This window comes from Enterobacter sp. N5-15 (assembly GCF_057221635.1).
In genome coordinates this window covers 4258782-4284209 of record NZ_CM170150.1, presented here as the reverse complement: position 1 = coordinate 4284209, position 25428 = coordinate 4258782, and the positions used below count along the sequence as shown (strand labels likewise).

Annotated in this window: 25 protein-coding genes; 15 read left to right on the top strand and 10 right to left on the bottom strand. The window is 56.7% G+C overall.

Annotated elements, in window-relative coordinates; translation table 11 throughout:
- Positions 1–25: 25 nt before the first annotated feature.
- The 10 genes from nusA (at position 26) to mtr (ending at position 12945) form a co-directional block, all read left to right on the top strand.
- A complete protein-coding gene (gene nusA / locus AC2TE5_RS20220) occupies positions 26–1528 on the top strand; it encodes a transcription termination factor NusA (protein WP_063143573.1) in 1503 nt (500 codons plus the stop codon).
- A gap of 24 nt (positions 1529–1552) precedes the next feature.
- Positions 1553–4240 (top strand): translation initiation factor IF-2, encoded by a 2688-nt coding sequence (gene infB, locus AC2TE5_RS20215; RefSeq protein WP_213328880.1) that lies wholly within the window; start codon positions 1553–1555, stop codon positions 4238–4240.
- 89 nt (positions 4241–4329) lie between these two features.
- Positions 4330–4734, top strand: coding sequence for a 30S ribosome-binding factor RbfA (gene rbfA, locus AC2TE5_RS20210; RefSeq protein ID WP_003024988.1), 405 nt, complete (start codon positions 4330–4332; stop codon positions 4732–4734).
- Positions 4734–5684, top strand: coding sequence for a tRNA pseudouridine(55) synthase TruB (gene truB / locus AC2TE5_RS20205; protein ID WP_159514995.1), 951 nt, complete (start codon positions 4734–4736; stop codon positions 5682–5684). Before rbfA ends, truB begins: the two co-directional genes overlap by 1 nt.
- 154 nt (positions 5685–5838) lie before the next feature.
- Positions 5839–6108, top strand: a complete 270-nt coding sequence (rpsO, locus tag AC2TE5_RS20200; RefSeq protein WP_003861789.1) for a 30S ribosomal protein S15 — start codon at positions 5839–5841, stop codon at positions 6106–6108.
- A gap of 242 nt (positions 6109–6350) precedes the next feature.
- Positions 6351–8489, top strand: coding sequence for a polyribonucleotide nucleotidyltransferase (gene pnp, locus AC2TE5_RS20195; RefSeq protein WP_121424759.1), 2139 nt, complete (start codon positions 6351–6353; stop codon positions 8487–8489).
- A gap of 108 nt (positions 8490–8597) precedes the next feature.
- Complete coding sequence (nlpI, locus tag AC2TE5_RS20190; protein ID WP_023309331.1) at positions 8598–9482, top strand: lipoprotein NlpI; 885 nt, start codon at positions 8598–8600, stop codon at positions 9480–9482.
- Between the two features lie 107 nt (positions 9483–9589).
- On the top strand, positions 9590–9670 hold the full coding sequence (gene yrbN / locus AC2TE5_RS20185; protein WP_097397692.1) for a protein YrbN: 81 nt from the start codon (positions 9590–9592) through the stop codon (positions 9668–9670).
- Entirely contained in the window at positions 9663–11558 is a 1896-nt protein-coding gene (locus tag AC2TE5_RS20180; protein WP_198886074.1) for a DEAD/DEAH family ATP-dependent RNA helicase, read from the top strand. The genes yrbN and AC2TE5_RS20180 overlap by 8 nt, the downstream gene beginning before the upstream one ends.
- Before the next feature lie 142 nt (positions 11559–11700).
- On the top strand, positions 11701–12945 hold the full coding sequence (mtr, locus tag AC2TE5_RS20175; protein WP_213328882.1) for a tryptophan permease: 1245 nt from the start codon (positions 11701–11703) through the stop codon (positions 12943–12945).
- Between the two features lie 91 nt (positions 12946–13036).
- Here mtr and AC2TE5_RS20170 read toward each other — a convergent pair whose 3' ends face one another.
- The 4 genes from AC2TE5_RS20170 to ubiU form a co-directional block, all read right to left on the bottom strand.
- Positions 13037–14179: an IS481 family transposase gene (locus AC2TE5_RS20170; protein WP_484612276.1), complete on the bottom strand. Its 1143-nt coding sequence runs from the start codon at positions 14177–14179 to the stop codon at positions 13037–13039.
- A 151-nt stretch (positions 14180–14330) separates the two neighbouring features.
- Positions 14331–15338: a luciferase-like monooxygenase gene (locus tag AC2TE5_RS20165; protein WP_193941448.1), complete on the bottom strand. Its 1008-nt coding sequence runs from the start codon at positions 15336–15338 to the stop codon at positions 14331–14333.
- 78 nt (positions 15339–15416) lie between these two features.
- Positions 15417–16295 (bottom strand): U32 family peptidase, encoded by an 879-nt coding sequence (locus AC2TE5_RS20160; RefSeq protein WP_090418859.1) that lies wholly within the window; start codon positions 16293–16295, stop codon positions 15417–15419.
- A 7-nt stretch (positions 16296–16302) separates the two neighbouring features.
- A complete protein-coding gene (ubiU, locus tag AC2TE5_RS20155; protein ID WP_023309326.1) occupies positions 16303–17298 on the bottom strand; it encodes a ubiquinone anaerobic biosynthesis protein UbiU in 996 nt (331 codons plus the stop codon).
- 211 nt (positions 17299–17509) lie between these two features.
- Here ubiU and ubiT point away from each other — a divergent pair, with 211 nt between their 5' ends.
- On the top strand, positions 17510–18034 hold the full coding sequence (gene ubiT, locus AC2TE5_RS20150) for a ubiquinone anaerobic biosynthesis accessory factor UbiT (RefSeq protein ID WP_023333580.1): 525 nt from the start codon (positions 17510–17512) through the stop codon (positions 18032–18034).
- A complete protein-coding gene (locus AC2TE5_RS20145) occupies positions 18028–18531 on the top strand; it encodes a GNAT family N-acetyltransferase (RefSeq protein WP_023309324.1) in 504 nt (167 codons plus the stop codon). The genes ubiT and AC2TE5_RS20145 overlap by 7 nt, the downstream gene beginning before the upstream one ends.
- Here the strand turns inward: AC2TE5_RS20145 and AC2TE5_RS20140 are convergent.
- Positions 18518–18847, bottom strand: a complete 330-nt coding sequence (locus AC2TE5_RS20140; RefSeq protein ID WP_045260079.1) for a GIY-YIG nuclease family protein — start codon at positions 18845–18847, stop codon at positions 18518–18520. The genes AC2TE5_RS20145 and AC2TE5_RS20140 overlap by 14 nt on opposite strands.
- 14 nt (positions 18848–18861) lie before the next feature.
- Here AC2TE5_RS20140 and AC2TE5_RS20135 point away from each other — a divergent pair, with 14 nt between their 5' ends.
- Positions 18862–19296 (top strand): YhbP family protein, encoded by a 435-nt coding sequence (locus AC2TE5_RS20135; RefSeq protein WP_484612275.1) that lies wholly within the window; start codon positions 18862–18864, stop codon positions 19294–19296.
- On the opposite strand, the gene AC2TE5_RS20130 is transcribed toward AC2TE5_RS20135, so the two are convergent.
- On the bottom strand, positions 19276–19794 hold the full coding sequence (locus AC2TE5_RS20130; RefSeq protein ID WP_023333577.1) for a type 1 glutamine amidotransferase domain-containing protein: 519 nt from the start codon (positions 19792–19794) through the stop codon (positions 19276–19278). The two genes, AC2TE5_RS20135 and AC2TE5_RS20130, sit on opposite strands and share 21 nt — an antisense overlap.
- Before the next feature lie 128 nt (positions 19795–19922).
- On the opposite strand from AC2TE5_RS20130, the gene AC2TE5_RS20125 reads away from it, so the two are divergent.
- Positions 19923–20567, top strand: a complete 645-nt coding sequence (locus AC2TE5_RS20125) for an NAD(P)H-binding protein (protein WP_193941440.1) — start codon at positions 19923–19925, stop codon at positions 20565–20567.
- Positions 20568–20607: 40 nt separating this feature from the next.
- Entirely contained in the window at positions 20608–21645 is a 1038-nt protein-coding gene (locus AC2TE5_RS20120) for a permease (protein WP_484612274.1), read from the top strand.
- 49 nt (positions 21646–21694) lie between these two features.
- Here the strand turns inward: AC2TE5_RS20120 and dolP are convergent, their stop codons facing one another.
- Genes dolP through AC2TE5_RS20100 form a run of 4 tightly spaced genes read right to left on the bottom strand, consistent with a single transcriptional unit; the run spans position 21695 to position 25422 of the window.
- Complete coding sequence (dolP, locus tag AC2TE5_RS20115; RefSeq protein ID WP_029739641.1) at positions 21695–22270, bottom strand: division/outer membrane stress-associated lipid-binding lipoprotein; 576 nt, start codon at positions 22268–22270, stop codon at positions 21695–21697.
- Positions 22271–22279: 9 nt separating this feature from the next.
- Complete coding sequence (diaA, locus tag AC2TE5_RS20110) at positions 22280–22870, bottom strand: DnaA initiator-associating protein DiaA (RefSeq protein ID WP_003861754.1); 591 nt, start codon at positions 22868–22870, stop codon at positions 22280–22282.
- A 21-nt stretch (positions 22871–22891) separates the two neighbouring features.
- Positions 22892–23287: a YraN family protein gene (locus AC2TE5_RS20105; protein WP_213328885.1), complete on the bottom strand. Its 396-nt coding sequence runs from the start codon at positions 23285–23287 to the stop codon at positions 22892–22894.
- The gene (locus AC2TE5_RS20100) at positions 23245–25422 is read right to left on the bottom strand and encodes a penicillin-binding protein activator (protein WP_484612273.1); all 2178 of its coding nucleotides are present in this window, start codon (positions 25420–25422) and stop codon (positions 23245–23247) included. The genes AC2TE5_RS20105 and AC2TE5_RS20100 overlap by 43 nt, the downstream gene beginning before the upstream one ends.
- Between the last annotated feature and the right edge of the window lie 6 nt (positions 25423–25428).

The window sequence follows — 25428 nt, the reverse complement described above, 5'->3', positions numbered from 1 at the left end:
TCTGGATTGAGGTGAAAAGCCCGCGATGAACAAAGAAATTTTGGCTGTTGTTGAAGCCGTCTCCAACGAGAAATCACTGCCGCGTGAGAAGATTTTCGAAGCGCTGGAAAGTGCACTGGCTACAGCAACCAAGAAAAAATACGAACAAGAGATCGATGTTCGCGTAGAAATCGATCGTAAAAGCGGTGACTTCGATACATTCCGTCGTTGGGTAATCGTTGAAGAAGTGACCCAGCCGACCAAAGAGATCACGCTGGAAGCCGCCCGTTTTGAAGACGAAAGTCTGAACGTAGGCGAGTACGTTGAAGATCAGATTGAATCTGTCACCTTCGACCGTATCACGACCCAGACCGCTAAACAGGTTATCGTGCAGAAAGTTCGCGAAGCCGAGCGCGCGCTGGTTGTCGATCAGTTCCGCGATCAGGAAGGCGAAATCATCACCGGCGTGGTGAAGAAAGTGAACCGCGACAACATCTCCCTGGAGATCAAATCCGAAGGGTTGCCGGGTAACGCTGAAGCCGTGATCCTGCGTGAAGATATGCTGCCGCGTGAAAACTTCCGTCCAGGCGACCGTATCCGCGGCGTTCTGTACGCCGTTCGCCCTGAAGCGCGTGGTGCACAGCTGTTCGTGACCCGTTCTAAACCAGAAATGCTGGTAGAACTGTTCCGTATCGAAGTACCGGAAATCGGTGAAGAAGTTATCGAGATTAAAGCGGCAGCTCGCGATCCGGGCTCCCGTGCGAAAATTGCGGTGAAAACCAACGACAAGCGTATCGACCCGGTCGGTGCTTGCGTCGGTATGCGCGGTGCGCGTGTCCAGGCAGTTTCTACTGAGCTGGGCGGCGAACGTATTGATATCGTTCTGTGGGATGACAATCCGGCGCAGTTCGTGATCAACGCAATGGCTCCAGCTGATGTGGCGTCTATCGTTGTTGACGAAGACAAACACACCATGGATATCGCTGTTGAAGCGGGCAACCTGGCGCAGGCAATCGGTCGTAACGGCCAGAACGTACGCCTGGCGTCACAGCTGAGCGGCTGGGAACTCAACGTTATGACCGTTGATGACCTGCAGGCTAAGCATCAGGCTGAAGCCCATGCGGCGATCGATACCTTCACTAAATACCTGGATATTGACGAAGACTTCGCCACTGTTCTGGTTGAAGAAGGTTTCTCTACGCTGGAAGAACTGGCCTATGTGCCAATGAAAGAGCTGCTGGAAATTGACGGTCTGGATGAACAGACTGTTGAAGCCCTGCGTGAACGCGCTAAAAACGCACTGACCACCCTGGCGCTGGCTCAGGAAGAAAGCCTTGGCGATAAGAAGCCGGCTGATGACCTGCTGAATCTGGAAGGTCTTGATCGTGCGATTGCGTTCAAGCTGGCTGCCCGTGGTGTTTGTACGCTGGAAGATCTCGCTGAGCAAGGCGTTGATGACCTGGCTGATATCGAAGGTTTAACCGACGAGAAAGCCGGCGAGCTCATCATGGCCGCACGTAATATTTGCTGGTTCGGCGACGAAGCGTAATAAACTGTAGCAGGAAGGAACAGCATGACTGATGTAACTGTAAAATCGCTGGCTGCTGAGATTCAGACCTCCGTGGACCGCCTGGTACAGCAATTTGCTGATGCAGGGATCCCGAAGTCCGCTGATGACTCGGTGACCGCGCAAGAAAAACAAACCTTGTTAACGCACCTGAACCGTGAACACGGCTCTACGCCTGACAAGTTAACGCTGCAGCGCAAAACGCGTAGCACGTTAAACATCCCTGGTACTGGTGGCAAAAGCAAATCGGTACAAATTGAAGTCCGCAAGACGCGCACCTTTGTAAAACGTGATCCGCAAGAGGCAGAACGCCTTGCCGCGGAAGAGCAGGCACAGCGTGAAGCGGAAGAACAAGCTCAGCGTGAGGCGGAAGCAACCGCCAAACGTGAAGCAGAATTAAAAGCTGAACGTGAGGCCGCAGAAAAAGCGAAACGCGACGCAAGTGATAAAGTGAAGCGTGACGCTGCGGAAAAAGACAAAGTGAGCAATCAACAGACAGACGAAATGACCAAAACCGCCCAGGCTGAAAAAGCCCGCCGTGAAAATGAAGCTGCCGAGCTGAAGCGTAAAGCGGAAGAAGAAGCCCGCCGTAAGCTGGAAGAAGAAGCTCGCCGCGTCGCCGAAGAAGCGCGCCGTATGGCAGAAGAAAACGAGAAGAACGGTGTGAATACCGCTGAGCCGACTGAAGACACCAGCGATTATCACGTGACCACTTCTCAGCACGCACGTCAGGCTGAAGACGACAACGACCGTGAAGTTGAAGGTGGTCGTGGTCGTACTCGCAGTACTAAAGCTGCGCGCCCTGCGAAAAAAGGCAACAAGCACGCTGAATCCAAAGCTGACCGTGAAGAAGCACGCGCTGCCGTTCGCGGTGGTAAAGGCGGTAAGCGTAAAGGTTCCGCTCTGCAGCAGAGCTTCCAGAAGCCTGCCCAGGCCGTAAACCGTGACGTCGTGATCGGCGAAACCATCACCGTTGGCGATCTGGCGAACAAGATGGCGGTTAAAGGCTCTCAGGTCATCAAAGCGATGATGAAGCTGGGCGCCATGGCAACCATCAACCAGGTGATCGATCAGGAAACCGCACAGCTGGTTGCTGAAGAGATGGGCCACAAAGTTATCCTGCGTCGTGAAAACGAGCTGGAAGAAGCAGTAATGAGCGACCGTGACACAGGCGCTGCGGCTGAACCGCGTGCACCTGTTGTGACCATCATGGGTCACGTTGACCACGGTAAAACCTCTCTGCTTGACTACATTCGTTCTACTAAGGTTGCCTCTGGTGAAGCGGGTGGTATTACCCAGCACATCGGTGCTTACCACGTAGAAACCGAAAACGGCATGATCACCTTCCTGGATACCCCAGGCCACGCAGCGTTTACCTCAATGCGTGCTCGTGGTGCTCAGGCTACGGATATCGTTGTACTGGTTGTTGCAGCAGACGACGGCGTGATGCCACAGACCATCGAAGCTATCCAGCACGCGAAAGCGGCGCAGGTGCCTCTGGTTGTTGCGGTCAACAAAATCGATAAGCCAGAAGCCGATATGGACCGCGTGAAGAACGAACTGTCTCAGTACGGCGTTATGCCGGAAGAGTGGGGCGGTGAAGCGCAGTTCATCCCTGTATCTGCTAAAGCGGGTACCGGTATTGACGACCTGCTGAACGCGATCCTGCTGCAGGCTGAAGTTCTGGAGCTGAAAGCGATCCGTAATGGTATGGCGAGCGGCGCGGTGATCGAATCCTTCCTGGATAAAGGTCGTGGTCCGGTTGCAACCGTTCTGGTTCGTGAAGGTACCCTGAACAAGGGCGACATCGTTCTGTGTGGCTTCGAATACGGCCGCGTTCGTGCGATGCGTAACGAACTGGGTCAGGAAGTTCTGGAAGCGGGTCCGTCCATTCCTGTGGAAATCCTGGGTCTGTCCGGTGTTCCGGCTGCCGGTGACGAAGTGACCGTTGTGCGTGACGAGAAGAAAGCGCGTGAAGTGGCACTGTACCGTCAGGGCAAATTCCGTGAAGTTAAACTGGCTCGTCAGCAGAAATCTAAACTCGAGAACATGTTTGCCAACATGACCGAGGGCGAAGTTCACGAAGTGAACATCGTTCTGAAAGCTGACGTTCAGGGTTCTGTGGAAGCGATCTCCGACTCCTTGCTGAAACTGTCTACCGACGAAGTGAAAGTGAAGATCATCGGTTCTGGCGTAGGTGGTATCACCGAAACCGACGCTACCCTGGCTGCTGCCTCCAACGCTATCCTGGTTGGCTTCAACGTTCGTGCGGATGCATCTGCGCGTAAAGTAATTGAAGCCGAAAGCCTGGATCTGCGTTACTACTCCGTCATCTATAACCTGATCGACGAAGTGAAAGCAGCGATGAGCGGCATGCTGTCTCCTGAGCTGAAACAGCAGATCATCGGTCTGGCTGAAGTACGTGACGTGTTCAAATCACCGAAATTCGGTGCGATCGCGGGCTGTATGGTTACCGAAGGTAACATCAAGCGTCACAACCCAATCCGCGTACTGCGTGACAACGTGGTTATCTACGAAGGCGAGCTGGAATCCCTGCGCCGCTTCAAAGATGACGTTAACGAAGTCCGTAACGGCATGGAATGTGGTATCGGCGTGAAGAACTACAACGACGTTCGCGTTGGCGATATGATCGAAGTGTTCGAGATCATCGAAATTCAGCGTACCATCGCTTAATTACCGATTGTAAGCCGGGATCGCCTCGCGCCACCCGGCAATAATTTAAAAAAGGGGCTTTAGCCCCTTTTTTGTCTGGAGAATTTATTATGGCGAAAGAATTTGGTCGCCCTCAGCGCGTAGCGCAGGAAATGCAGAAAGAGATCGCACTCATTCTGCAACGTGAAATTAAAGACCCGCGCGTCGGCATGATGACCACCGTTTCCGGTGTCGAAATGTCCCGCGATCTGGCGTATGCAAAAGTGTTCGTCACCTTCCTGAACGATCAGGACGAAGCGGCAGTAAAAAATGGCATTAAAGCGCTGCAGGAAGCCTCTGGTTTCATCCGCTCCCTGCTTGGCAAAGCGATGCGCCTGCGTATCGTGCCTGAACTGACCTTCTTCTACGACAACTCGCTGGTCGAAGGTATGCGTATGTCCAACCTGGTGACCAGCGTGGTTAAACATGACGACGAGCGTCGTGTTAACCCGGCGGACGACAGCAAGGAGGACTAATGAGTCGTCCTCGTCGTCGCGGTCGCGACGTGCATGGTGTGCTGCTGCTGGATAAACCCCAGGGCGCTTCCAGCAACGACGTGCTGCAAAAAGTTAAGCGTATTTATAACGCCAACCGTGCGGGCCACACCGGCGCGCTGGATCCGCTGGCAACCGGCATGCTGCCGGTCTGCCTCGGAGAGGCGACAAAGTTTTCCCAGTACCTGCTCGACTCCGATAAGCGTTACCGCGTTATCGCTAAACTGGGCCAGCGCACGGACACCTCCGACGCGGATGGCCAGGTGGTGGAAGAGCGCCCGGTGACCTTCAGCGCAGAGCAGCTTGATGCGGCGCTGGAGAGCTTCCGTGGGGACACGATGCAGGTGCCGTCGATGTATTCTGCGCTGAAATATCAGGGCAAGAAGCTCTACGAATATGCGCGCCAGGGCATTGACGTTCCGCGTGAAGCCCGCCCGATAACCGTGTACGAACTGCTGTTTATTCGCCATGAAGGTGATGAGCTGGAGCTGGAAGTGCACTGTTCGAAAGGGACCTACATTCGCACCATCATCGACGACCTCGGTGAAAAGCTGGGCTGCGGCGCGCATGTGATCTACCTGCGTCGTCTGGCGGTGAGCAAGTACCCGGTGGAGCGGATGGTGACCCTGGAACATCTGCACGCGCTGGTTGAACAGGCGGAAGCGCAGGGGATCGCGCCGGCAGATTTGCTGGATCCATTGCTGATGCCGATGGACAGTCCGGCAGCGGACTTCCCGGTTGTTAATCTTCCTTTAACATCGTCCGTTTACTTTAAGAACGGCAATCCGGTTCGTACGGCACAAGCGCCGCTGGAAGGGCTGGTACGCGTGACCGAAGGTGACGAAGGGAAATTCATCGGTATGGGCGAAATGGACGGCGAAGGGCGCGTTGCGCCGCGTCGTCTGGTCGTCGAATATCCGGTCGACGCGTGACGGTGATAACGGCTCACCTTGCGATAAGCAGGGGAGACGAGTAGAATATCGCCGCTTAACGCCTGGTAAATTGTTTAACAATCTGCGGGGCGTACATTGGATTGCTGAATTAGAGATCGGCATCCTTACATTCTTTATACTTTGGAGTTTGAAAATGTCTCTAAGCGTTGAAGCTAAAGCTAAAATCGTTTCTGAGTTTGGTCGTGGTACTAACGACAGCGGTTCTACCGAAGTTCAGGTTGCACTGCTGACTGCACAGATTAACCACCTGCAGGGTCACTTTGCAGAGCACAAAAAAGATCACCACAGCCGTCGTGGTCTGCTGCGTATGGTTTCTCAGCGTCGTAAACTGCTCGACTACCTGAAACGTAAAGATGTTGCACGCTACACCGCGCTGATCGAGCGTCTGGGTCTGCGTCGCTAAGTCTTGCGAGTTTCAGAAAAGGGGGCCTGATGGCCCCTTTTTTCAACCAGACGGCAGCAATTCACTGGAAACTATTGTATTGTTGCTATAAATGATCTTCATTGCAGAGGTTCGCGCGGCTAATGAGAGGCTTCACCCATGGGGGTGTTGGTTGTCATTAGTCGCGAGGATGCGAAGAAGGTCGGGTTAAATCGACAGCACACCGGTGGTGTGCTGTCAAACATTTAAGAAAGGACAGAACTTTGCTGAATCCGATCGTTCGTAAATTCCAGTATGGTCAACATACCGTCACGCTGGAAACCGGCATGATGGCACGTCAGGCTACTGCTGCCGTTATGGTAAGCATGGATGACACTGCGGTATTCGTTACCGTTGTTGGCCAGAAAAAAGCTAAACCAGGTCAGGACTTCTTCCCGCTGACCGTTAACTACCAGGAGCGTACCTACGCTGCCGGTAAGATCCCGGGTGGTTTCTTCCGTCGTGAAGGCCGTCCAAGCGAAGGCGAAACCCTGATTGCGCGTCTGATTGACCGCCCGGTTCGTCCGCTGTTCCCGGAAGGCTTCGTTAACGAAGTACAGGTTATCGCGACCGTTGTTTCCGTTAACCCACAGGTTAACCCGGACATCGTTGCCATGATCGGCGCATCCGCTGCCCTGTCACTGTCTGGTATTCCATTCAATGGCCCAATCGGTGCCGCGCGCGTTGGCTACATCAACGACCAGTACGTGCTGAACCCAACTCAGGAAGAGCTGAAAGAAAGTAAGCTGGACCTGGTTGTTGCGGGTACTGAAGCCGCTGTGCTGATGGTTGAATCCGAAGCAGAACTGCTGAGCGAAGACCAGATGCTGGGCGCTGTGGTATTTGGCCACGAGCAGCAGCAGATCGTTATCCAGAACATCAACGACCTGGTGAAAGAAGCCGGTAAACCACGTTGGGACTGGCAGCCAGAAGCGGCAAACGACGCGCTGAACGCACGCGTTGCAGCCCTGGCAGAATCTCGTCTGAGCGATGCATACCGCATCACTGACAAACAGGAGCGTTACGCTCAGGTTGACGTGATCAAGTCTGAAACTATCGCGACGCTGGTTGCTGAAGACGAAGCGCTGGACGCTAACGAACTGAGCGACATTCTGCACGCTATCGAGAAAAACGTTGTTCGTAGCCGCGTACTGGCAGGCGAGCCGCGTATTGATGGCCGCGAAAAAGACATGATCCGTGGTCTGGATGTGCGTACTGGCGTACTGCCACGTACTCACGGTTCCGCGCTGTTCACCCGTGGCGAAACGCAGGCGCTGGTTACCGCGACCCTGGGTACCGCACGTGATGCACAGAACATCGACGAACTGATGGGCGAGCGTACTGACAGCTTCCTGTTCCACTACAACTTCCCTCCGTACTCCGTAGGTGAGACCGGTATGGTTGGCTCGCCGAAGCGTCGTGAAATTGGTCACGGTCGTCTGGCGAAGCGCGGCGTGCTGGCAGTGATGCCAGAAGCTGATAAATTCCCGTACACCGTTCGTGTGGTTTCTGAAATCACCGAATCCAACGGTTCCTCTTCCATGGCTTCCGTGTGTGGTGCTTCTCTGGCGCTGATGGATGCAGGCGTGCCGATCAAAGCCGCCGTTGCGGGTATCGCAATGGGCCTGGTGAAAGAAGGCGACAACTTCGTTGTTCTGTCTGACATTCTGGGTGACGAAGACCACCTGGGTGATATGGACTTCAAAGTAGCGGGTTCCCGCGAAGGTATCTCTGCGCTGCAGATGGATATCAAAATTGAAGGTATCACCAAAGAGATCATGCAGGTTGCTCTGAACCAGGCTAAAGGTGCGCGTCTGCACATCCTGGGCGTGATGGAACAGGCGATTAACGCGCCGCGTGGCGACATTTCTCAGTTCGCTCCACGTATCCACACCATCAAGATCAATCCAGACAAGATCAAAGATGTTATCGGTAAGGGCGGTTCCGTAATCCGTGCGCTGACCGAAGAGACTGGCACCACGATCGAAATCGAAGATGACGGTACTGTGAAGATCGCAGCAACCGACGGCGAGAAAGCGAAATTCGCTATCCGTCGCATCGAAGAAATCACTGCAGAGATCGAAGTGGGCCGCGTCTACGCAGGTAAAGTGACCCGTATCGTTGACTTTGGCGCGTTCGTTGCCATCGGTGGCGGTAAAGAAGGTCTGGTTCACATCTCTCAGATCGCTGACAAGCGCGTTGAGAAAGTGACCGATTACCTGCAGATGGGTCAGGAAGTCCCGGTGAAAGTTCTGGAAGTTGATCGCCAGGGCCGTATCCGTCTGAGCATTAAAGAAGCAACCGAGCAGTCTCAGCCAGCTGCTGCGCCAGAAGCACAGGCAGCAGAACAGCAAGGCGAGTAAGTTGCCATTTGCCCTCCGCTTTGCGGAGGGCCTATTATCAGGCAGGACGCCTTGTTAAGCCGCCGGGGGACAGGACGTTCATCCAATAGTTGTCTTCGGGAGTGGGAAATGAAGCCTTTTTTGCGCTGGTGTTTCGTTGCGACAGCTTTAACGCTGGCAGGATGCAGCAACTCTGCCTGGCGTAAGAGCGAAGTCCTCGCAGTGCCATTGCAACCGACTTTGCAGCAGGAAGTGATTCTGGCACGCATGGAACAAATTCTTGCCAGTCGGGCTTTAACCGATGAAGAACGCGCACAGCTTTTATATGAGCGCGGAGTGTTGTATGATAGTCTCGGTCTGAGGGCATTGGCGCGAAATGATTTTTCACAAGCGCTGGCTATCCGACCTGATATGCCTGAAGTATTCAATTACTTAGGCATTTATTTAACGCAGGCAGGCAATTTTGATGCTGCCTATGAAGCGTTTGATTCTGTACTTGAGCTTGATCCAACTTACAACTACGCGCACTTGAATCGCGGTATCGCACTGTATTACGGCGGTCGTGATAAGTTAGCGCAAGATGATCTGCTGGCGTTTTATCAAGACGATCCTAATGATCCTTTCCGTAGCCTGTGGCTTTACATCGTTGAGCGGAAGCTCGATGAGAAGCAGGCAAAAGAGGCACTGAAACAGCGCTTCGATAAATCGGACAAGGAACAGTGGGGATGGAACATTGTCGAGTTCTACCTGGGCAACATTAGCGAAGCAACGCTGATGGAACGCCTCAAGGCGGACGCAACGGATAACACCTCGCTCGCTGAGCATCTCAGTGAAACCAACTTCTATTTAGGTAAGTACTACCTAAGTCTGGGGGATATGGACAGCGCTACAGCACTGTTCAAATTAGCGGTTGCTAACAACGTACACAACTTCGTTGAGCACCGTTATGCATTGTTGGAATTATCGCTCTTGGGCCAGGAGCATGACGACCTGGCAGAATCGGACCAGCAATAGCTGACGACATAAACATCAGCCCGTAATCTTTTGATTGCCATCACCTTAACTGGTGAGGGCGTTGTTGTTCGTCAATACACCTACTTTGAGCCGGTTCACACTTTTCAATGAAAATTGCTAATCATTTTCACGATGAGCTAAGTAGACTGGCCGCCATTAATATCGAGGCACTTGTACTACATGGCTGAATTCGAAACCACTTTTGCAGATCTGGGCCTGAAGGCTCCTATCCTTGAAGCCCTTAACGATCTGGGTTACGAAAAACCATCTCCGATCCAGGCTGAGTGTATCCCACACCTGCTTTCTGGTCGTGACGTGCTGGGCATGGCCCAGACTGGTAGCGGTAAAACTGCAGCATTCTCGCTGCCGCTGCTGAACAACATTGATCCGGACCTGCGTGCACCGCAGATCCTCGTCCTGGCTCCAACCCGTGAACTGGCTGTTCAGGTTGCAGAAGCAATGACGGAATTCTCTAAACATATGCGCGGCGTAAACGTGGTAGCCCTGTACGGCGGCCAGCGTTATGACGTGCAGTTACGCGCCCTGCGCCAGGGCCCACAGATTGTTGTCGGTACGCCGGGCCGTCTGCTGGATCACCTGAAGCGCGGTACTCTGGACCTCTCTAAACTGAGCGGCCTGGTACTGGATGAAGCAGATGAAATGCTGCGTATGGGCTTCATCGAAGACGTCGAAACCATCATGGCGCAGATCCCGGACGGTCATCAGACCGCGCTGTTCTCTGCCACCATGCCAGAAGCGATTCGTCGTATCACCAAGCGCTTCATGAAAGATCCTCAGGAAGTGCGTATTCAGTCCAGCGTAACCACTCGCCCGGACATCAGCCAGAGCTACTGGTCTGTGTACGGCATGCGCAAAAACGAAGCGCTGGTACGTTTCCTGGAAGCGGAAGATTTTGATGCGGCGATTATCTTCGTGCGTACCAAAAACGCGACTCTGGAAGTGGCTGAAGCCCTGGAGCGTAGCGGCTACAACAGCGCAGCGCTGAACGGCGACATGAACCAGGCCCTGCGTGAGCAGACTCTGGAGCGTCTGAAAGACGGTCGTCTGGATATCCTGATTGCAACCGACGTGGCAGCACGTGGTCTGGACGTTGAGCGTATCAGCCTGGTTGTGAACTACGACATCCCGATGGATTCCGAGTCTTACGTTCACCGTATCGGCCGTACCGGTCGTGCGGGTCGTGCTGGCCGCGCGCTGCTGTTCGTTGAGAACCGCGAGCGTCGTCTGCTGCGTAACATCGAACGCACCATGAAGCTGACCATTCCAGAAGCTGACCTGCCAAACGCAGATCTGCTGGGCAAACGCCGTCTGGAAAAATTCGCCGCGAAAGTACAGCAGCAGCTGGAAAGCAGCGATCTGGATCAGTACCGCGCGCTGCTGTCGCAGATTCAGCCTACCGCTGAAGGCGAAGAGCTGGACATGGAAACCCTGGCAGCAGCACTGCTGAAAATGGCTCAGGGCGAACGTAGCCTGATCGTGCCACCAGATGCGCCGATGCGTCCTAAGCGTGAATTCCGTGACCGTGACGATCGCTTCGAACGTCGTGGCGACCGTAATGACCGCAATGACCGTGGCCCACGTGGTGACCGTCCAGAGCGTGGTGGTGAAGACCGTCCACGTCGTGAACGTCGTGACGCGGGTGATATGGAACTGTACCGCATTGAAGTGGGCCGTGATGATGGCGTTGAAGTTCGTCACATCGTTGGCGCGATCGCTAACGAAGGCGATATCAGCAGCCGTTACATCGGTAACATCAAGCTGTTCGCATCCCACTCTACCATCGAGCTGCCAAAAGGCATGCCGGGCGAAGTGCTGCAGCACTTTACGCGTACCCGCATCCTGAACAAGCCGATGAACATGCAGCTGATGGGCGATGCACAGCCACGTCCAGACCGCGGTGGTGAGCGTCGTGGCGGTGGTCGCAGCTTCGGTGGCGAACGTCGTGAAGGCGGCCGCAGCGAAGGTCGCGGTGAACCACGTCGTTTCTCCGGCGAGCGTCGCGAAAACCGCGGCCCACGTCGTGACGAAGGCACCAGCCGTCGCCGTGACGCGTAAACCTTACGCAACTGACGTAAAGTAAAATATACAGCCCCGATACACGCTATCGGGGCTTTTTTTATTCCTTTTGTACTCTTGTACTGGTACAGTGCGTCACATTAAAATGCAGAACCGCATGATTGACTGGAGAAAAGGCTGTATGGCGACACTAACCACCACCCAAACGTCACCTTCGCTGCTTGGCGGCGTGGTGATCATCGGCGGAACCATCATTGGTGCCGGGATGTTTTCCCTGCCCGTGGTCATGTCCGGTGCGTGGTTCTTCTGGTCGCTGGCCGCGCTGGTCTTCACCTGGTTCTGCATGCTCCATTCCGGGCTGATGATCCTTGAAGCCAACCTGAACTACCGCATTGGCTCCAGCTTCGACACCATCACCAAAGATCTGCTGGGCAAAGGCTGGAACCTGGTGAACGGGCTATCCATCGCGTTTGTGCTCTATATCCTGACCTACGCGTATATTTCGGCGAGCGGCTCGATTCTGCATCACACCTTCTCGGAGATGTCGCTGAACGTTCCGGCGCGCCTGGCGGGGCTGTGTTTTGCGCTGGCTGTGGCGTTTATCGTCTGGATGAGTACCAAAGCGGTGAGCCGCATGACGGCGATTGTATTAGGCGCTAAGGTCATCACCTTCTTCCTGACCTTCGGCAGCCTGCTGGGGCACGTGACGCCCGCCACGCTGTTTAACGTCGCCGAAGTAAACACCTCCTACACGCCGTACCTGCTGATGACCCTGCCGTTCTGTCTGGCGTCGTTTGGCTACCACGGTAACGTGCCGAGCCTGATGAAGTACTACGGCAAAGATCCGCGCACCATTGTGAAGTGTCTGGTCTACGGCACGCTGCTGGCGCTGGGGCTGTATGTGATTTGGCTGCTGGGGACGATGGGCAACATCCCGCGTCCGGAATTTATCGGCATTGCCCAGAAGGGCGGTAACATCGACGTGCTGGTGCAGGCGCTGAGCGGCGTGCTGAACAGCCGCAGCCTGGATCTGCTGCTGGTTATCTTCTCTAACTTTGCGGTGGCGAGCTCTTTCCTCGGCGTAACCCTGGGCCTGTTTGACTACCTGGCGGATCTGTTTGGCTTTGATGATTCTGCGATGGGGCGTTTCAAAACCGCGCTGCTGACCTTCCTGCCACCGATTGTGGGCGGCCTGCTGTGGCCGAACGGCTTCCTGTACGCCATCGGCTATGCAGGGCTGGCGGCAACTATCTGGGCGGCGATTGTGCCAGCGCTGCTGGCACGTAAATCACGTAAACGCTTCGGCAGCCCGAAATTCCGCGTCTGGGGCGGCAAGCCGATGATTGCGCTGATCCTGGTGTTTGGTGCTGGCAATGCCCTGGTACACGTGCTGTCGAGTTTTAACCTGCTGCCTGTTTACCATTAAACCGTGCGGCCTGATCCCCTCACCCCGCCCCTCTCCCGTGTACAGTCCGGGGACATGGTAGACAGGTGTTCGGGGACATGGTGAACACTTTTTAACATCCTTTACCCATGGTGATCGACTTTTTCTTCAGGTCGATCACCCCCACTTTCGTGCTGTACCACCACACCTCGTAGCGGCCGTCCTCCTGCATCTCCTTCAGCCCGACCCGCTCTCCCCTGAACGCATTGCCTGCCTTCAGACTTACCCCTTTCACGCTCAGCTTTCCGCTGATATCCACCTTCCTGACCATCACGCCCTCGTCGTATTCCGGGGGCGTTGTGGTGCCGCTGTACTGCCGCGCTGACGGCTGATACCGCGAGCCCGGTACCGCCATATCCAGCGCCTCGTGCGGGCGTTCAAGGTTGTACACCGTGCGCCAGTGGTCGAAGGCGCGCTGCAGCTCACCGCTGTCTGCGAACCACTTCCCCTGGAGTACTTCCGCCTTCAGGCTGCGGTGAAAACGCTCCAGCTTGCCCTGCGTCTGCGGATGATAAGGCCGGGAGTGCCCCACCCGGATACCGTGGCGCATCAGCCACAGCTCCAGCGCCGTCCAGGTGCCGGTGGTGTCTCCCCACGGTGAGCCGTTGTCCATCGTCATCCGGTCCGGCAGGCCGTAACGCTCAAACACGCTGACCAGCTGCTGCTGCACGGTCTCGCGCCGTTCATCGGTACAGTGCGCCAGGCACAGGGAAAAACGGGAGTGGTCGTCCAGCAGGGTGAGCGGATGGCAGCGGCCGCCGCCAAAGGGAAAGTGGCCCTTAAAATCCATCTGCCAGAGGCGGTTCGGCGCGTCATGTTCGAACCGTCCCGTGGGGGGAATGCCCGGTGAAGCGCCCGGCAGCAGACCATGGCGGGCCATCAGGCTATGGACGGTGCTGAAGGCGGGCATGCGGTGCCCCTGGTCCTCGAGCCAGCGCTTTATCTTGCGTGCGCCCCAGCGCTCATGGCGGTCATGCGCCATGCGCAGCAGGGCTGTGATGTCGTCAGATGAGCGGTTCGGGGAATGGTGCGGTATGCGCGGGCGGTCCTGAAGGCCGGCGGCACCTTCCTGAGCCCAGCGGCGAAGCCACTTGTAGCCTGTGGCAGGTGAAATACCGTAGTGACGGCAGAGGGAACGAATGTTCGCCCCGTCCTGCGAGGCGAACAAAACAAACTCGGTACGTAATGACATGGTATCTCTCGCATCCCAGGGCATAAGCGACTCCATAAACGGGTTCTTATGCCTTAGTTGTAAGTGTCTACCATGTCCCCGAACAAGTGTTCACTATGTCCCCGGACCGTACACCCGAAGGGAGAGGGAGAAAACCGTAGGCCGGATAAGGCGAAGCCGCCATCCGGCAAAAAGGCTACCCCACCAACTCCTCTTTCACCTGCATGGCCAAATCAAACGAATGCAAACGCGCCTGGTGATCGAAAATCTGGCCGTTAACCATAATTTCATCCGCCTGCGTTTCGCGCAGCACCGCGTCCAGCCCGTGACGCACTTTCGCTTTATCACCTACCAGCGACATACTCAGCGCCTGCTGAACGCCATACTGTTCGGAGGCTGACCACAGCTGGTGCATATTCTCCACCGGAGGCGGAAGCTGGCCCGTCTCACCGCGACGCAGCTTCACAAACGCCTGCTGCATGGAGGTGAAGAGGAATTCCGCGTCGCGATTGCTGTCGGCGGCAATGATGTTGATACAGACCATCGCGTACGGCTTCTCCAGACGCTCGGACGGTTTGAAGTTCGTGCGGTAAAGATGCAGCGCCTGATGCAGCATATCCGGTGCGAAGTGCGAGGCGAAGGCAAACGGCAGCCCCAGCTGTGCGGCGAGCTGTGCGCTGTAGAGGCTTGAGCCTAACAGCCACACCGGGATCTTCTCACCGTAGCCCGGTACCGGGCGCACGTGCGGGTTCGGATCGCGCGCGTCGAACCAGTCAACCAGTTCGGCCACGTCGCGCGGGAAGTTGTCGATATCGCCGCTCATATGGCGACGCAGGGCGCGCATGGTCGGCTGGTCGCTGCCGGGCGCACGACCAAGACCCAAATCAATCCGCCCCGGATAGAGGGTATTCAGGGTGCCAAACTGCTCGGCAATCACCAACGGGGCGTGGTTAGGCAACATCACGCCCCCCGAACCAAGGTGTAAAGTTGTAGTGTTTGCGGCCAGATAGCCAATCAGTACCGAGGTGGCAGCGCTGGCGATGCCCACCATGTTGTGATGCTCGGCCAGCCAGTAGCGGTGATAGCCACGCTTTTCGGCCAGCTGAGCCAGATCGAGAGAGTGCGAAAAGGCTTCTCTTGCCGAGGAGCCTTGTGGGATCGGCGCCAGATCCAGCACCGAAAACGGAATGGTTTTGTCAGTCATAACAGCTCACTTTGTCGACGGTGAATCTTTAATACTGCATTAAAAAATGATAACCGTTGTTAACAAAGTGAGCCTTTTTTACGCCTGCAATTCCAGCCCGGCGAGACGCTTCCAGTAGCCGTTGCAGTCGCTATTTGCCGTCAGCGGCAGCGGAGCGGCACCGTTTTCGTTGGCGCGGAAGGCGTCAAGCATCGCGAACACGCCGGTATCCAGCGGCGACAGCCGAACCATATCCACCAGACCGTCCATCGACGCCAGCTCGTTGCCGAGGTTATAGACATAGCCGCTCATGGTTTGAATGCCGTTCAGGACAAACACCTGCTGATTCTCCTGTGACAGCATGCTGCGTCCGTTCGGGTACTTGATGCAGCAGGTTTCGCATTCGTCTTTCGGGCGGTCTTCCGAGCGCGCGGTAAAGCAGCGGGCGGAGTAGGCCAGCGGCAGATGGCCGTAGCTCAGCACCTCCACTTCAAACTGATTGCGAATGCCCAGCTCGTCGCACTGATTCAGCAGGTTAGCCAGCCAGTCGCGAGAGAGTTCTACCGGCATGCACCAGCGCGTCATCCCCTGTTTGAGCAGCAGACGCAGGGTGACGGCGTTGTAGCAGTTCAGGGCATGACCCGCGACAAACGGCAGCTTACGCTCGGCGCACATGTTCACCACACCGAGATCGCTCGCTTCCAGCAGGAACTCGCCGTTTTCGACGTAGCGCTTCAGCTCGCCCAGTTCGGAAGACGCTTGCACCAGGGCGAGCGTGGAGAGCACCACCTGCTTGCCGCTGCCGGCCAGGCTTTTCGCCATATCCAGCCAGTCGCCCACTTTGGTGGCGCGGCGCTTGCTGCACACCGCTTCGCCGAGGTAAATCACATCGGCGCTGCTGGTGGCGGCCTGTTGGTAAAAATCTTCCAGCGTTTCTTTTGGCCAGTAGTAGAGCACCGGTCCTAATGAATATTTCATGATTATCTCACTGCCATTTACGGTGATACGCGCCCAGCGTGGTTTGCGTGCCTTCGGACATCGATCCGAGCGTCTCCATCCAGGCCTGCTGCGGAGCGTAGTTCTGCGGATCCGCCATGCAGCGGTCGATGGCCTGACGCCACACTTTCGCCACCTGGCTCACATAGGCCGGGCTGCGCTGGCGACCTTCGATTTTCACCGAGGCAATATTGGCCGCCAGCAGTTCCGGCAGCAGCTCCAGCGTGTTAAGGCTGGTTGGCTCCTCCAGCGCGTGGTAGCGCTCGCCGTCGACCAGGTAGCGGCCTTTACACAGGGTTGGATAACCGGCGTTTTCGCCGTCCTGATAGCGGTCGATCAGCACCTCATTCAGGCGAGACTCCAGCCCCTGCGGGGTCTGCTGCCAGCGAACAAAGCGGGCAGGGGAGCAGGCTCCGACGGTATTCGGCGATTCACCGGTTAAATAAGAGGAAAGATAGCAACGGCCTTCGGCCATGATGCACAGGCTGCCAAAGGCAAAAACCTCCAGCGGTACTGGCGTGACGCGCGCGAGTTGCTTAACCTGATGAATAGAGAGCACGCGCGGCAGCACCACGCGGGCCACGTCGAAGTGTTGATGGTAAAAACGTACGGCCTCTTCGTTGGTGGCAGATGCCTGAACAGAGACGTGGCGCTCAATATGGGGATAGCGTTCTGCCGCATACTCAAGCATGGCGAGGTCGGCCAGGATCAGCGCATCGGCACCCAGCTGTGCCGCCATATCCACCGCGCGCTGCCAGCGGGCGTAGCCGTCAGGATGAGCAAAGGTATTGATGGCGATATGCAGCTTGCGGCGATGCTGGTGAACGAAGTTAACGGCTTCCTGAAGCTTTTTCTCCGTAAAGTTGAGGCCAGCAAAATGGCGGGCGTTGGTGTCATCTTTCAGCCCGATATAGACCGCATCGGCCCCATTTTCGATGGCCGCCTTAAGCGCCGGAAGATTTCCGGCAGGGCAGAGCAGCTCCATAATTTATCCTGATGTAGTCGATCGCAAAATTGTTAACGAGCTGGGATTTTAATTAACCCATACGCGACAATTTTTGATTTAAGGCAGCTAATGGCGTATTGATGGCACCAATAATGAGGTTCGACGGACGACGGTTTGTTGATTTACGCCGCTATGTTGCGCTTCGGATATGGCAAAATAGCAGGACTATAGATATCAGGGAGTAAAGCTCGTGCTGGATAAACTGCGTTCACGTCTCGTACAATTTGGTCCATCAATGCTGAGCGTGCCGGTCAAGCTGGCGCCGTTCGCGCTTAAACGCCAGGTGCTGGAGCAGGTCCTGAGCTGGCAGTTCCGCCAGGCGCTGCAGGATGGCGAGCTGGAATTCCTGGAAGGCCGCTGGTTAAGCATTGAAGTGCGTGACATCGGGCTGCGCTGGTTTACCTCCGTTGAGAATGACCAGCTGATCGTACGCGAATCCGCCGAGGCGGATGTGAGTTTTAGCGCCAACGCCAGCGATCTGCTGATGATCGCCGCGCGTAAGCAGGATCCGGATACGCTCTTCTTCCAGCGCCGTCTGGTGATTGAAGGCGACACGGAGCTGGGCCTGTACGTTAAGAATTTAATGGATGCCATTGAGCTGGAGCAGATGCCGAAGGCGCTGCGCGTGATGTTAATGCAAATGGCAGATTTCGTTGAGGCCGGGCTGAAAACCCCGCCGGACGGTAAACACACTTCAGTAGGTGAGCCATGCTGATTCGAGTCGAAATTGGGATTGATGCGCCGGGGATCGATGCGTTGTTACGCCGCGCCTTTGCGAGCGATGCCGAAGCCCAACTGGTCCACGACCTTCGCGAAGACGGCCTGATTACGCTGGGGCTGGTTGCCACCGATGACGAAGGTCAGGTGGTGGGCTATGTTGCCTTCAGTCCGGTCATCGTTCAGGGCGAAGAGCTGCAGTGGGTAGGCATGGCGCCACTGGCGGTAGATGAAAGCTATCGCGGGCAGGGGCTGGCACGCCAGCTGGTCTATGAAGGGCTGGATTCGCTCAATGAGTTCGGTTACGCGGCCGTTGTCACGCTGGGCGATCCGGCGTTCTATGGCCGTTTAGGCTTTGAGCAGGCCGCGCATTACGATCTGCGCTGCCGCTGGCCGGGTACGGAATCCGCTTTCCAGGTCCATCGCCTGGCGGACGATGCGCTCAACGGCGTCAATGGCCTGGTCGAGTACCACGACCATTTCAATCGCTTTTAATCAGGCTCTCGCGTAGCGCCTCAAAGGAGCCGTCTCCGGTTACGAGGCGCTCTTTCTGGCGCTTCGTCAGCTGCTTGATGCGATATTCCAGCCTGAGCGCCAGCGATCGGTCGCCGACGGCCGCTGAGAAGGCGAGCTGTAATTCCCCTTTCCCCCGCAGTGCCTTTGCCCCTTTTCCCGTTTGATGTTGTAAAAAACGCCGCGCCACATCGGTGGTGATCCCGGTGTAGAGAGCGTTATCAGCGGTTCGGACAAGATAGAGAAACCAGCACACGGTAAACAGATTCAGTATGTTAAGGTGAACGCACCATAGCATGAGAGAGAACGAAAATGGAAACACTGGCCGCCATTAACCGCTGGCTGGCGAAGCAGCATGTAGTCACCTGGTGCGTCTGTGACGAGGGGGAAATGTGGTGCGCAAATGCGTTTTACTACTACGATCCTGAGCGCGTGGCTTTTTATGTCATGAGCGAAGACAAAACGCGTCATGCGCAGATGACCGGCCAGCAGGCAAAGGTCGCGGGGACGGTAAACGGCCAGCCGAAAACGGTCGCGCTGATCCGCGGCGTGCAGTTCAAAGGCGAGATCCGTCGTCTGGACGGCGAAGAGAGCGGCGCGCGCCGTAAGCTCTACACGCGCCGCTTCCCCGTTGCCGCTGCGCTAAAAGCCCCGGTGTGGGAAATCCGCCTCGATGAGCTGAAATTTACCGACAACACCCTGGGCTTTGGCAAGAAGCTGCACTGGCTACGCGCCGAGCAGGCGTAGCGCTTCGCGGTTAAACGCCGGGAGATCGTCCGGGGTACGGCTGGTGATCAGCTGGTCTTTGTCGTTGACCACCTCCTGATCGTAAAACTCGGCCCCCGCATTTTTCAGATCGATAACGATCGGCTTCACGGCGGTGAGCTTACGCCCGCGGACCACTTCTGCGCTGATGAGCAGCTGCGGGCCGTGGCAGATGGCAAAGACCGGTTTGCCGGTGGAAACAAAGTCCCGGGTGAAGGTCACGAAGCGCTCGTCCCCGCGCAGGGAATCCGGAGAATGGCCGCCGGGTAACAGCAGGGCGTCAAAATCTGAGGGGCTCACGTTATCGATGGTCTCATCGATGGTTACGGTCGCCTCGCCCTTATGGCCTGTCACCGTTTTACCCGCTTCTTTCTCAATGGTAATGACCTCATGTCCCGCCTTGCGGAACGCCTCTGCTGGAGAGGTGAATTCTGAATCTTCAAACTCGTCGGTAATCAAGACTGCGATTTTCTTGCCCATGCTTCCTCCGTTGTTTTGGCTTCAGACTGATTTTTCTCCGCTTGTGGTAAATACTTACCTGTAACAGACTTCTAAGTGTGGTCGACGACGCTGAGTTCGCAAACGGACAATTCTGTAAAGGGGAAAAGATGAGTCAGGTATTGATTACGGGTGCCACCGGGTTAGTGGGCGATCATCTGCTGCGGCTGCTGATTCAGGATCGCCGCGTGAACTATATCGCCGCCCCGACGCGTCGACCGCTGGCAGATTTATCCGGCGTCTTTAATCCGCACGATCCTCAGCTGACGGACGCGCTGGCGCAGGTCCAGGATCCTATTGATATCGCTTTTTGCTGTCTGGGCACCACGCGGCGGGAGGCGGGCAGCAAAGAGGCATTTATCCACGCCGACTATACGCTGGTGGTGGACACCGCGCTCACGGCGAAAAAGCTGGGGGCCAAACATTTTCTGGTGGTCAGCGCGCTGGGTGCCAGTGCCGGATCGCCTTTCTTCTACAACAAGGTGAAGGGCAAGATGGAGGATGCACTGATTGCGCAGAAATGGGAGCAGCTGACGATTGTGCGCCCGTCGATGCTGATCGGCCACCGGGACGAACGCCGATTTAACGAGTCGATACTGGCCCCGCTGTTTCGCATTCTTCCCGGCAACTGGAAATCCATCGAGGCGCGGGACGTCGCCCGCGCGATGTTAAAAGAGGGGCTGGCCCCGTCGAAAGCGGGCGTCAACATTATCCCTTCGGCAAAACTGCGTGAAATCGCGCAGGGCGAGGCGTAAACTCCCCCGGCTAATAACCTAATACTCTCCGGGGAATGCTATGACTGGTCAGTCTTCATCTCAGGCGGCAACACCTGTTCAATGGTGGAAGCCCGCACTCTTCTTTCTCGTGGTCATTGTTGGCCTCTGGTACGTGAAATGGCAGCCGTACTACGGCAAAGCCTTCACCGCCGCCGAAACGCACAGCATCGGTAAATCTATTCTCGCGCAGGCTGAATCCAGCCCGCTACAGGCGGCGTGGGACTATGCCATGGTCTACTTCCTCGCCGTCTGGAAAGCCGCCGTCTTAGGCGTGATCCTGGGGTCACTGATTCAGGTGCTTATCCCCCGCAACTGGCTGGTGAAAACCCTCGGGCAGCCGCGCTTTCAGGGCACGCTGCTGGGAACGATTTTCTCCCTGCCGGGCATGATGTGCTCGTGCTGTGCCGCGCCTGTGGCCGCAGGGATGCGTCGTCAGCGCGTGTCGATGGGCGGCGCGCTGGCGTTCTGGATGGGTAACCCGCTGCTCAACCCGGCAACGCTGGTGTTTATGGGCTTTGTGCTGGGCTGGTATTTCGCGTTCATCCGTCTGGTTGCCGGGCTATTGACCGTGCTGGTGGTGGCGACGCTGGTGCAAAAACTGGTGAAGGATACTGCCGCAGAACCCGCAGCCGTTGAGCTGGACGTCAGCGAGCCGCAGGGTGGCTTCTTTGCGCGCTGGGGCAAAGCGCTCTGGCAGCTGTTCTGGAGCACCATCCCGGTCTATATCCTGGCGGTACTGGTGCTGGGGGCGGCGCGCGTCTGGCTCTTCCCGCATGCGGATGGCGCTATCGACAATACCCTGATGTGGGTTATCGCAATGGCGGTTGCGGGCTGTTTGTTTGTGATCCCAACGGCGGCGGAAATTCCGATTGTTCAGACCATGATGCTGGCCGGAATGGGCACCGCGCCGGCGCTGGCGCTGCTGATTACGCTGCCGGCGATCAGCCTGCCGTCGCTTATCATGCTGCGTAAGTCGTTCCCGGCGAAAGCGCTGTGGCTGACCGCGGGGCTGGTGGCGTTGAGCGGGGTGATGGTGGGGAGTGTTGCGTTGATGTAAAAAAAGCCCGGTGGCGCTAGCGCCTACCGGGCCTACAGTCAGGTGTGGATTACTTAATGTACGTAAACGCGGTGGTGACGTGCTTCACGCCGCTCACCCGGCTGGCGATATCCGCCGCCGCTTTCCCTTCACGGTCGGTCACCAGACCCAGCAGGAACACTTCGCCGTTTTCAGTCGTCACTTTCACGTTGGAGGATTTCACCTGGTCCGAGCCCAGCAGCTGGGAACGCACTTTGGTGGTGATCCAGGTATCGGAAGAGGCGTCACCCAGGCCAATTGGCTTGCCCTGACGCACTTCGTTAAACACCTCTGTGGTCCCTTCGACGCCCATCGCAATCTGTTTCGCGCGAGAGGCGAGCTCCAGATTCGGCGCCTGGCCTGCCAGCAGCACTTTGCCCTGATAAGCCGTCACGTTGATACGCGCCTCTTTCTTGATTTGTTCGTCTTTCGACAGCGCACTGTTGACGCGCAGCTCCAGCGTACCGTCATCCACCTGTGTCCCCACAGTGCGTGGATCGGTTGCCGCTTTGGTGCCTACGGCGGCGGTACCCACAACGGCCGCAGCGATACATCCCTGAAGCAGTAATGCAGACATAAGGACTGCGAGGGTCGATAAAGCCTTCATAAGAACTCCTTAATCATCCTGGTGAGGGAAAAGCGTGTTATCGATCAAATCACATAAGCAGTTCACCGTGAGCATATGCATCTCCTGAATACGCGCGCTCCGGTGAGAAGGAATGCGGATTTCCACATCCTGCGGCCCAAGCAGACCCGCCAGCTCACCCCCGTCATAGCCGGTTAAGGCCACGATTGTCATGTCGCGGGTGACGGCAGCTTCAACGGCTTTGACAATATCCCGGCTATTGCCGCGCGTGGAGATGGCCAGCAGCACATCTCCGGCGTGACCCAGGGCTCGCACCTGCTTGGCGTAAATTTCGTCATGCAGACGATCGTTAGCAATCGCCGTTAAGACCACATTATCGGTATTAAGTGCAATGGCGGGTAAACTCGGGCGTTCTGTTTCAAAGCGATTGATCATGCTGGCAGCAAAATGCTGTGCGTTGGCGGCTGACGTGCCGTTGCCACAACAGAGGATTTTGTTGCCATTAAGCAGGGATTGCACCAGCGTCATTGCGGCACGCGAGATAGCATCCGGAAGGGCTTCCGCCGCGGCAATCTGAGTCTGGATGCTTTCTGTGAAGCACACTTTAATTCTTTCGAGCACGTTATCCCTTTTAAATCTTAATTATGCGTCTTCGCCAAAAGCGTTTTTAAGCCATTCGATCTCATTTCCGGTGAAGGCTATCACATCGAACCGGCAATCCACAGTATCAAAGCTCCCATTATGGCGGGCAAGCCACAAGTGGGCAGTCTGTAATAATTTATGTTGTTTGGCGAGCGTCACGCTGGCGGCAGCACCGCCAAAACGGGAGGACTGTCGAAAGCGGACTTCTACAAACACGATGACCTGACCGTCTTTCATGATCAGGTCGATTTCGCCGCCGCGCCCGCGGACGTTAGCGGCGATAAAGCGCAGTCCTTTGCCTTCAAGCCAGCGACGCGCCTTTAACTCCCACGCATCGCCGGTCTCTTTACGGCTTAACTGGCCGGGACGATTTGTCCCTGCTGGTATTTGAGCCATGATAACTTCCTGTTGATCACGCAGTCCTGAGTCGCGGTCAGATCGCCGGTGTTGCCGTTAAGCTCAAAGCCCGGCACCTGACGCATCTGGGTAAAGTGGTTCGCCAACGCCCATGCATCAACACCCATCGCATACAGACGCGCCAGCGAATAATCGTTACGTACGGCACTCAGCGCCTGCTGCATCAGCGCCGGGTTGCTGCCTGCCAGCATCGGGATTTCGCTGTACTGCAGACCGTCCATTTCCAGACGGAAATCCGGGCCTGCGGTGCCCTGCGCGCTGCGCGAGCTGGCGTAGAGCGTTGCGCCGCTCTGGCTGCCGTTACGCATCGCGATCATCGGTTTGATAAAGGCGATCTCCTGCGGCGTGGCAACGATATAGGCCGCATCCACTTTACCGCCACCGCTAATCTGCGCGTCGGTAGGTGGGGCAGGGATCGTCAGGCCGCCAATCGTCACGCCCTGCTGCTGTGGCAGGCTCGCGGTGACAGGACTGCCGTTAAGCGCGATACCCGCTCCACCGTTTACGCCAGCGCGCAGTTCAGAGACGGAACCGAATTTCTGCTGCAGCACCACGCCGCCGCCCAGCTTCTGCCACTCATCGGCAAAGGCATTGGCCACGCGATCGCCCAGCGCGCTGCGTGGGATGAGCAGCAGCGGAGCCTGCTTACCCTGCTCGTGAATATGGCGCGCCGCATCGCGGGCTTCATCTTCAGGGGAAAGCGCGAAATAGCAAATATTGGCCCGGTTCTGAACCTGCTCGGGCTGGTTGAGCGCCAGCACGTTCAGCGTGGTATTGCTCTTCATCAGCTCTTCCACGTTGTTTTTCAGCAGCGGACCGACAACGATGCTTGCCCCGTCCTGTTGGACCTGCGCCAGAACCTGGTCAAGCGGCTGCGAGCTGGTGTCGTAGATTTTCAACTCAGCGCCCGGGTTGGCGCTGGTGGTTGCCACGGCCTGCGGCTGTGCGGCAGGTTGGGCCGCGGGTTGCGCAGGCTGCTGTTGAGGCTGTTCTGCTGTTGCGTCAGGCGCTGGCGCCGCTTGCGTCTCGGCCGGAGCCTGAGCAGCAGGTGCTGTAGTAGCCGGGGCTGCTGCAGCCGGTGCAGGTGAAGCCGGAGGCGTCGTCGGAGCCGTCACCGGGTTTTGCATCGTACCCTGCGCCGGCGCTTGCGCCGTGGTCAGGTCGCTGGTCTCTGCTGCTGACGGGCTGACAACGTCATTCACGTTAGCCGCCTGAGCCGCCTGCGCGGGAACCGCACTGCCGGTTACCGACGTCGTGCCGTTTTTCGCTGCTTCAAAGCCCTGCTGAATAGTTCGGCCAAACACCGCCGCCTGGCCGTTGAGCGGCAGGAGCAGGGCGATTTTGCTGGTGGACGCTGGCTTAAAGTTCTGCACGTTCACCAGCTGGGTTGGCAGCATTTTCGCCCCCGGGTTTTGCGGGTAGCGCGTCTGCCAGTCCGTAATACCGGCCTTCAGCATCTTTGGATCGCTGCGGTTGTTAAACCACATCTGCTGCAGATCCAGCCAGCCCTGCAGGACGTTTTCATCGGCGTTGATGACCAGGGCCTGCGCCTGTTCCTGGGTCATAGAGGCAAGCGCTTGCCAGGTGGCATCGATATTTTTCTGCTTATCGGCACCGCCGAGCAGCGGCTCTTGCGCGACGAGGGCGCGGAGCAGCGTCAGGGAAGGACGCCCCTGCTCTGCGGTAATGCCCGCCTGCCAGAAGCGAGCCTGCTGATTTTTATCCAGCGCGCTCACGTCGATGTCCCCGAGGATCTTCTTCGCGGCGGCGTAATTCTTCAGCGCGACCTTAAGCTCGGCAGAGAGCAGGCTCTGCTCACGACGCTGGGCGTCGTTAAGATCTTTCGGCAACTGGTTAAACAGTTCGGCAGCCTGCTGGGTTTTACCCTCTTTCAGCAGTGCACGAATGGCGAGTAATTGCCAGTTGGTCTTGGTATCATTTGAACTCTGCGACATTTGTTGCAGATAAAAGCCAGAATCAGCCTGAGCAGAACCCTGAAGATGGGCGGTGCTCTGGTCAGGTGCCTGGGTGCCACAGCCTGTAAAGATCAGGGCTGCCAGCAGAAGCGGCACGCTGCGCGTGGCTTTTTTTCGAAGAAACGTTAACGGTACCATACTGTA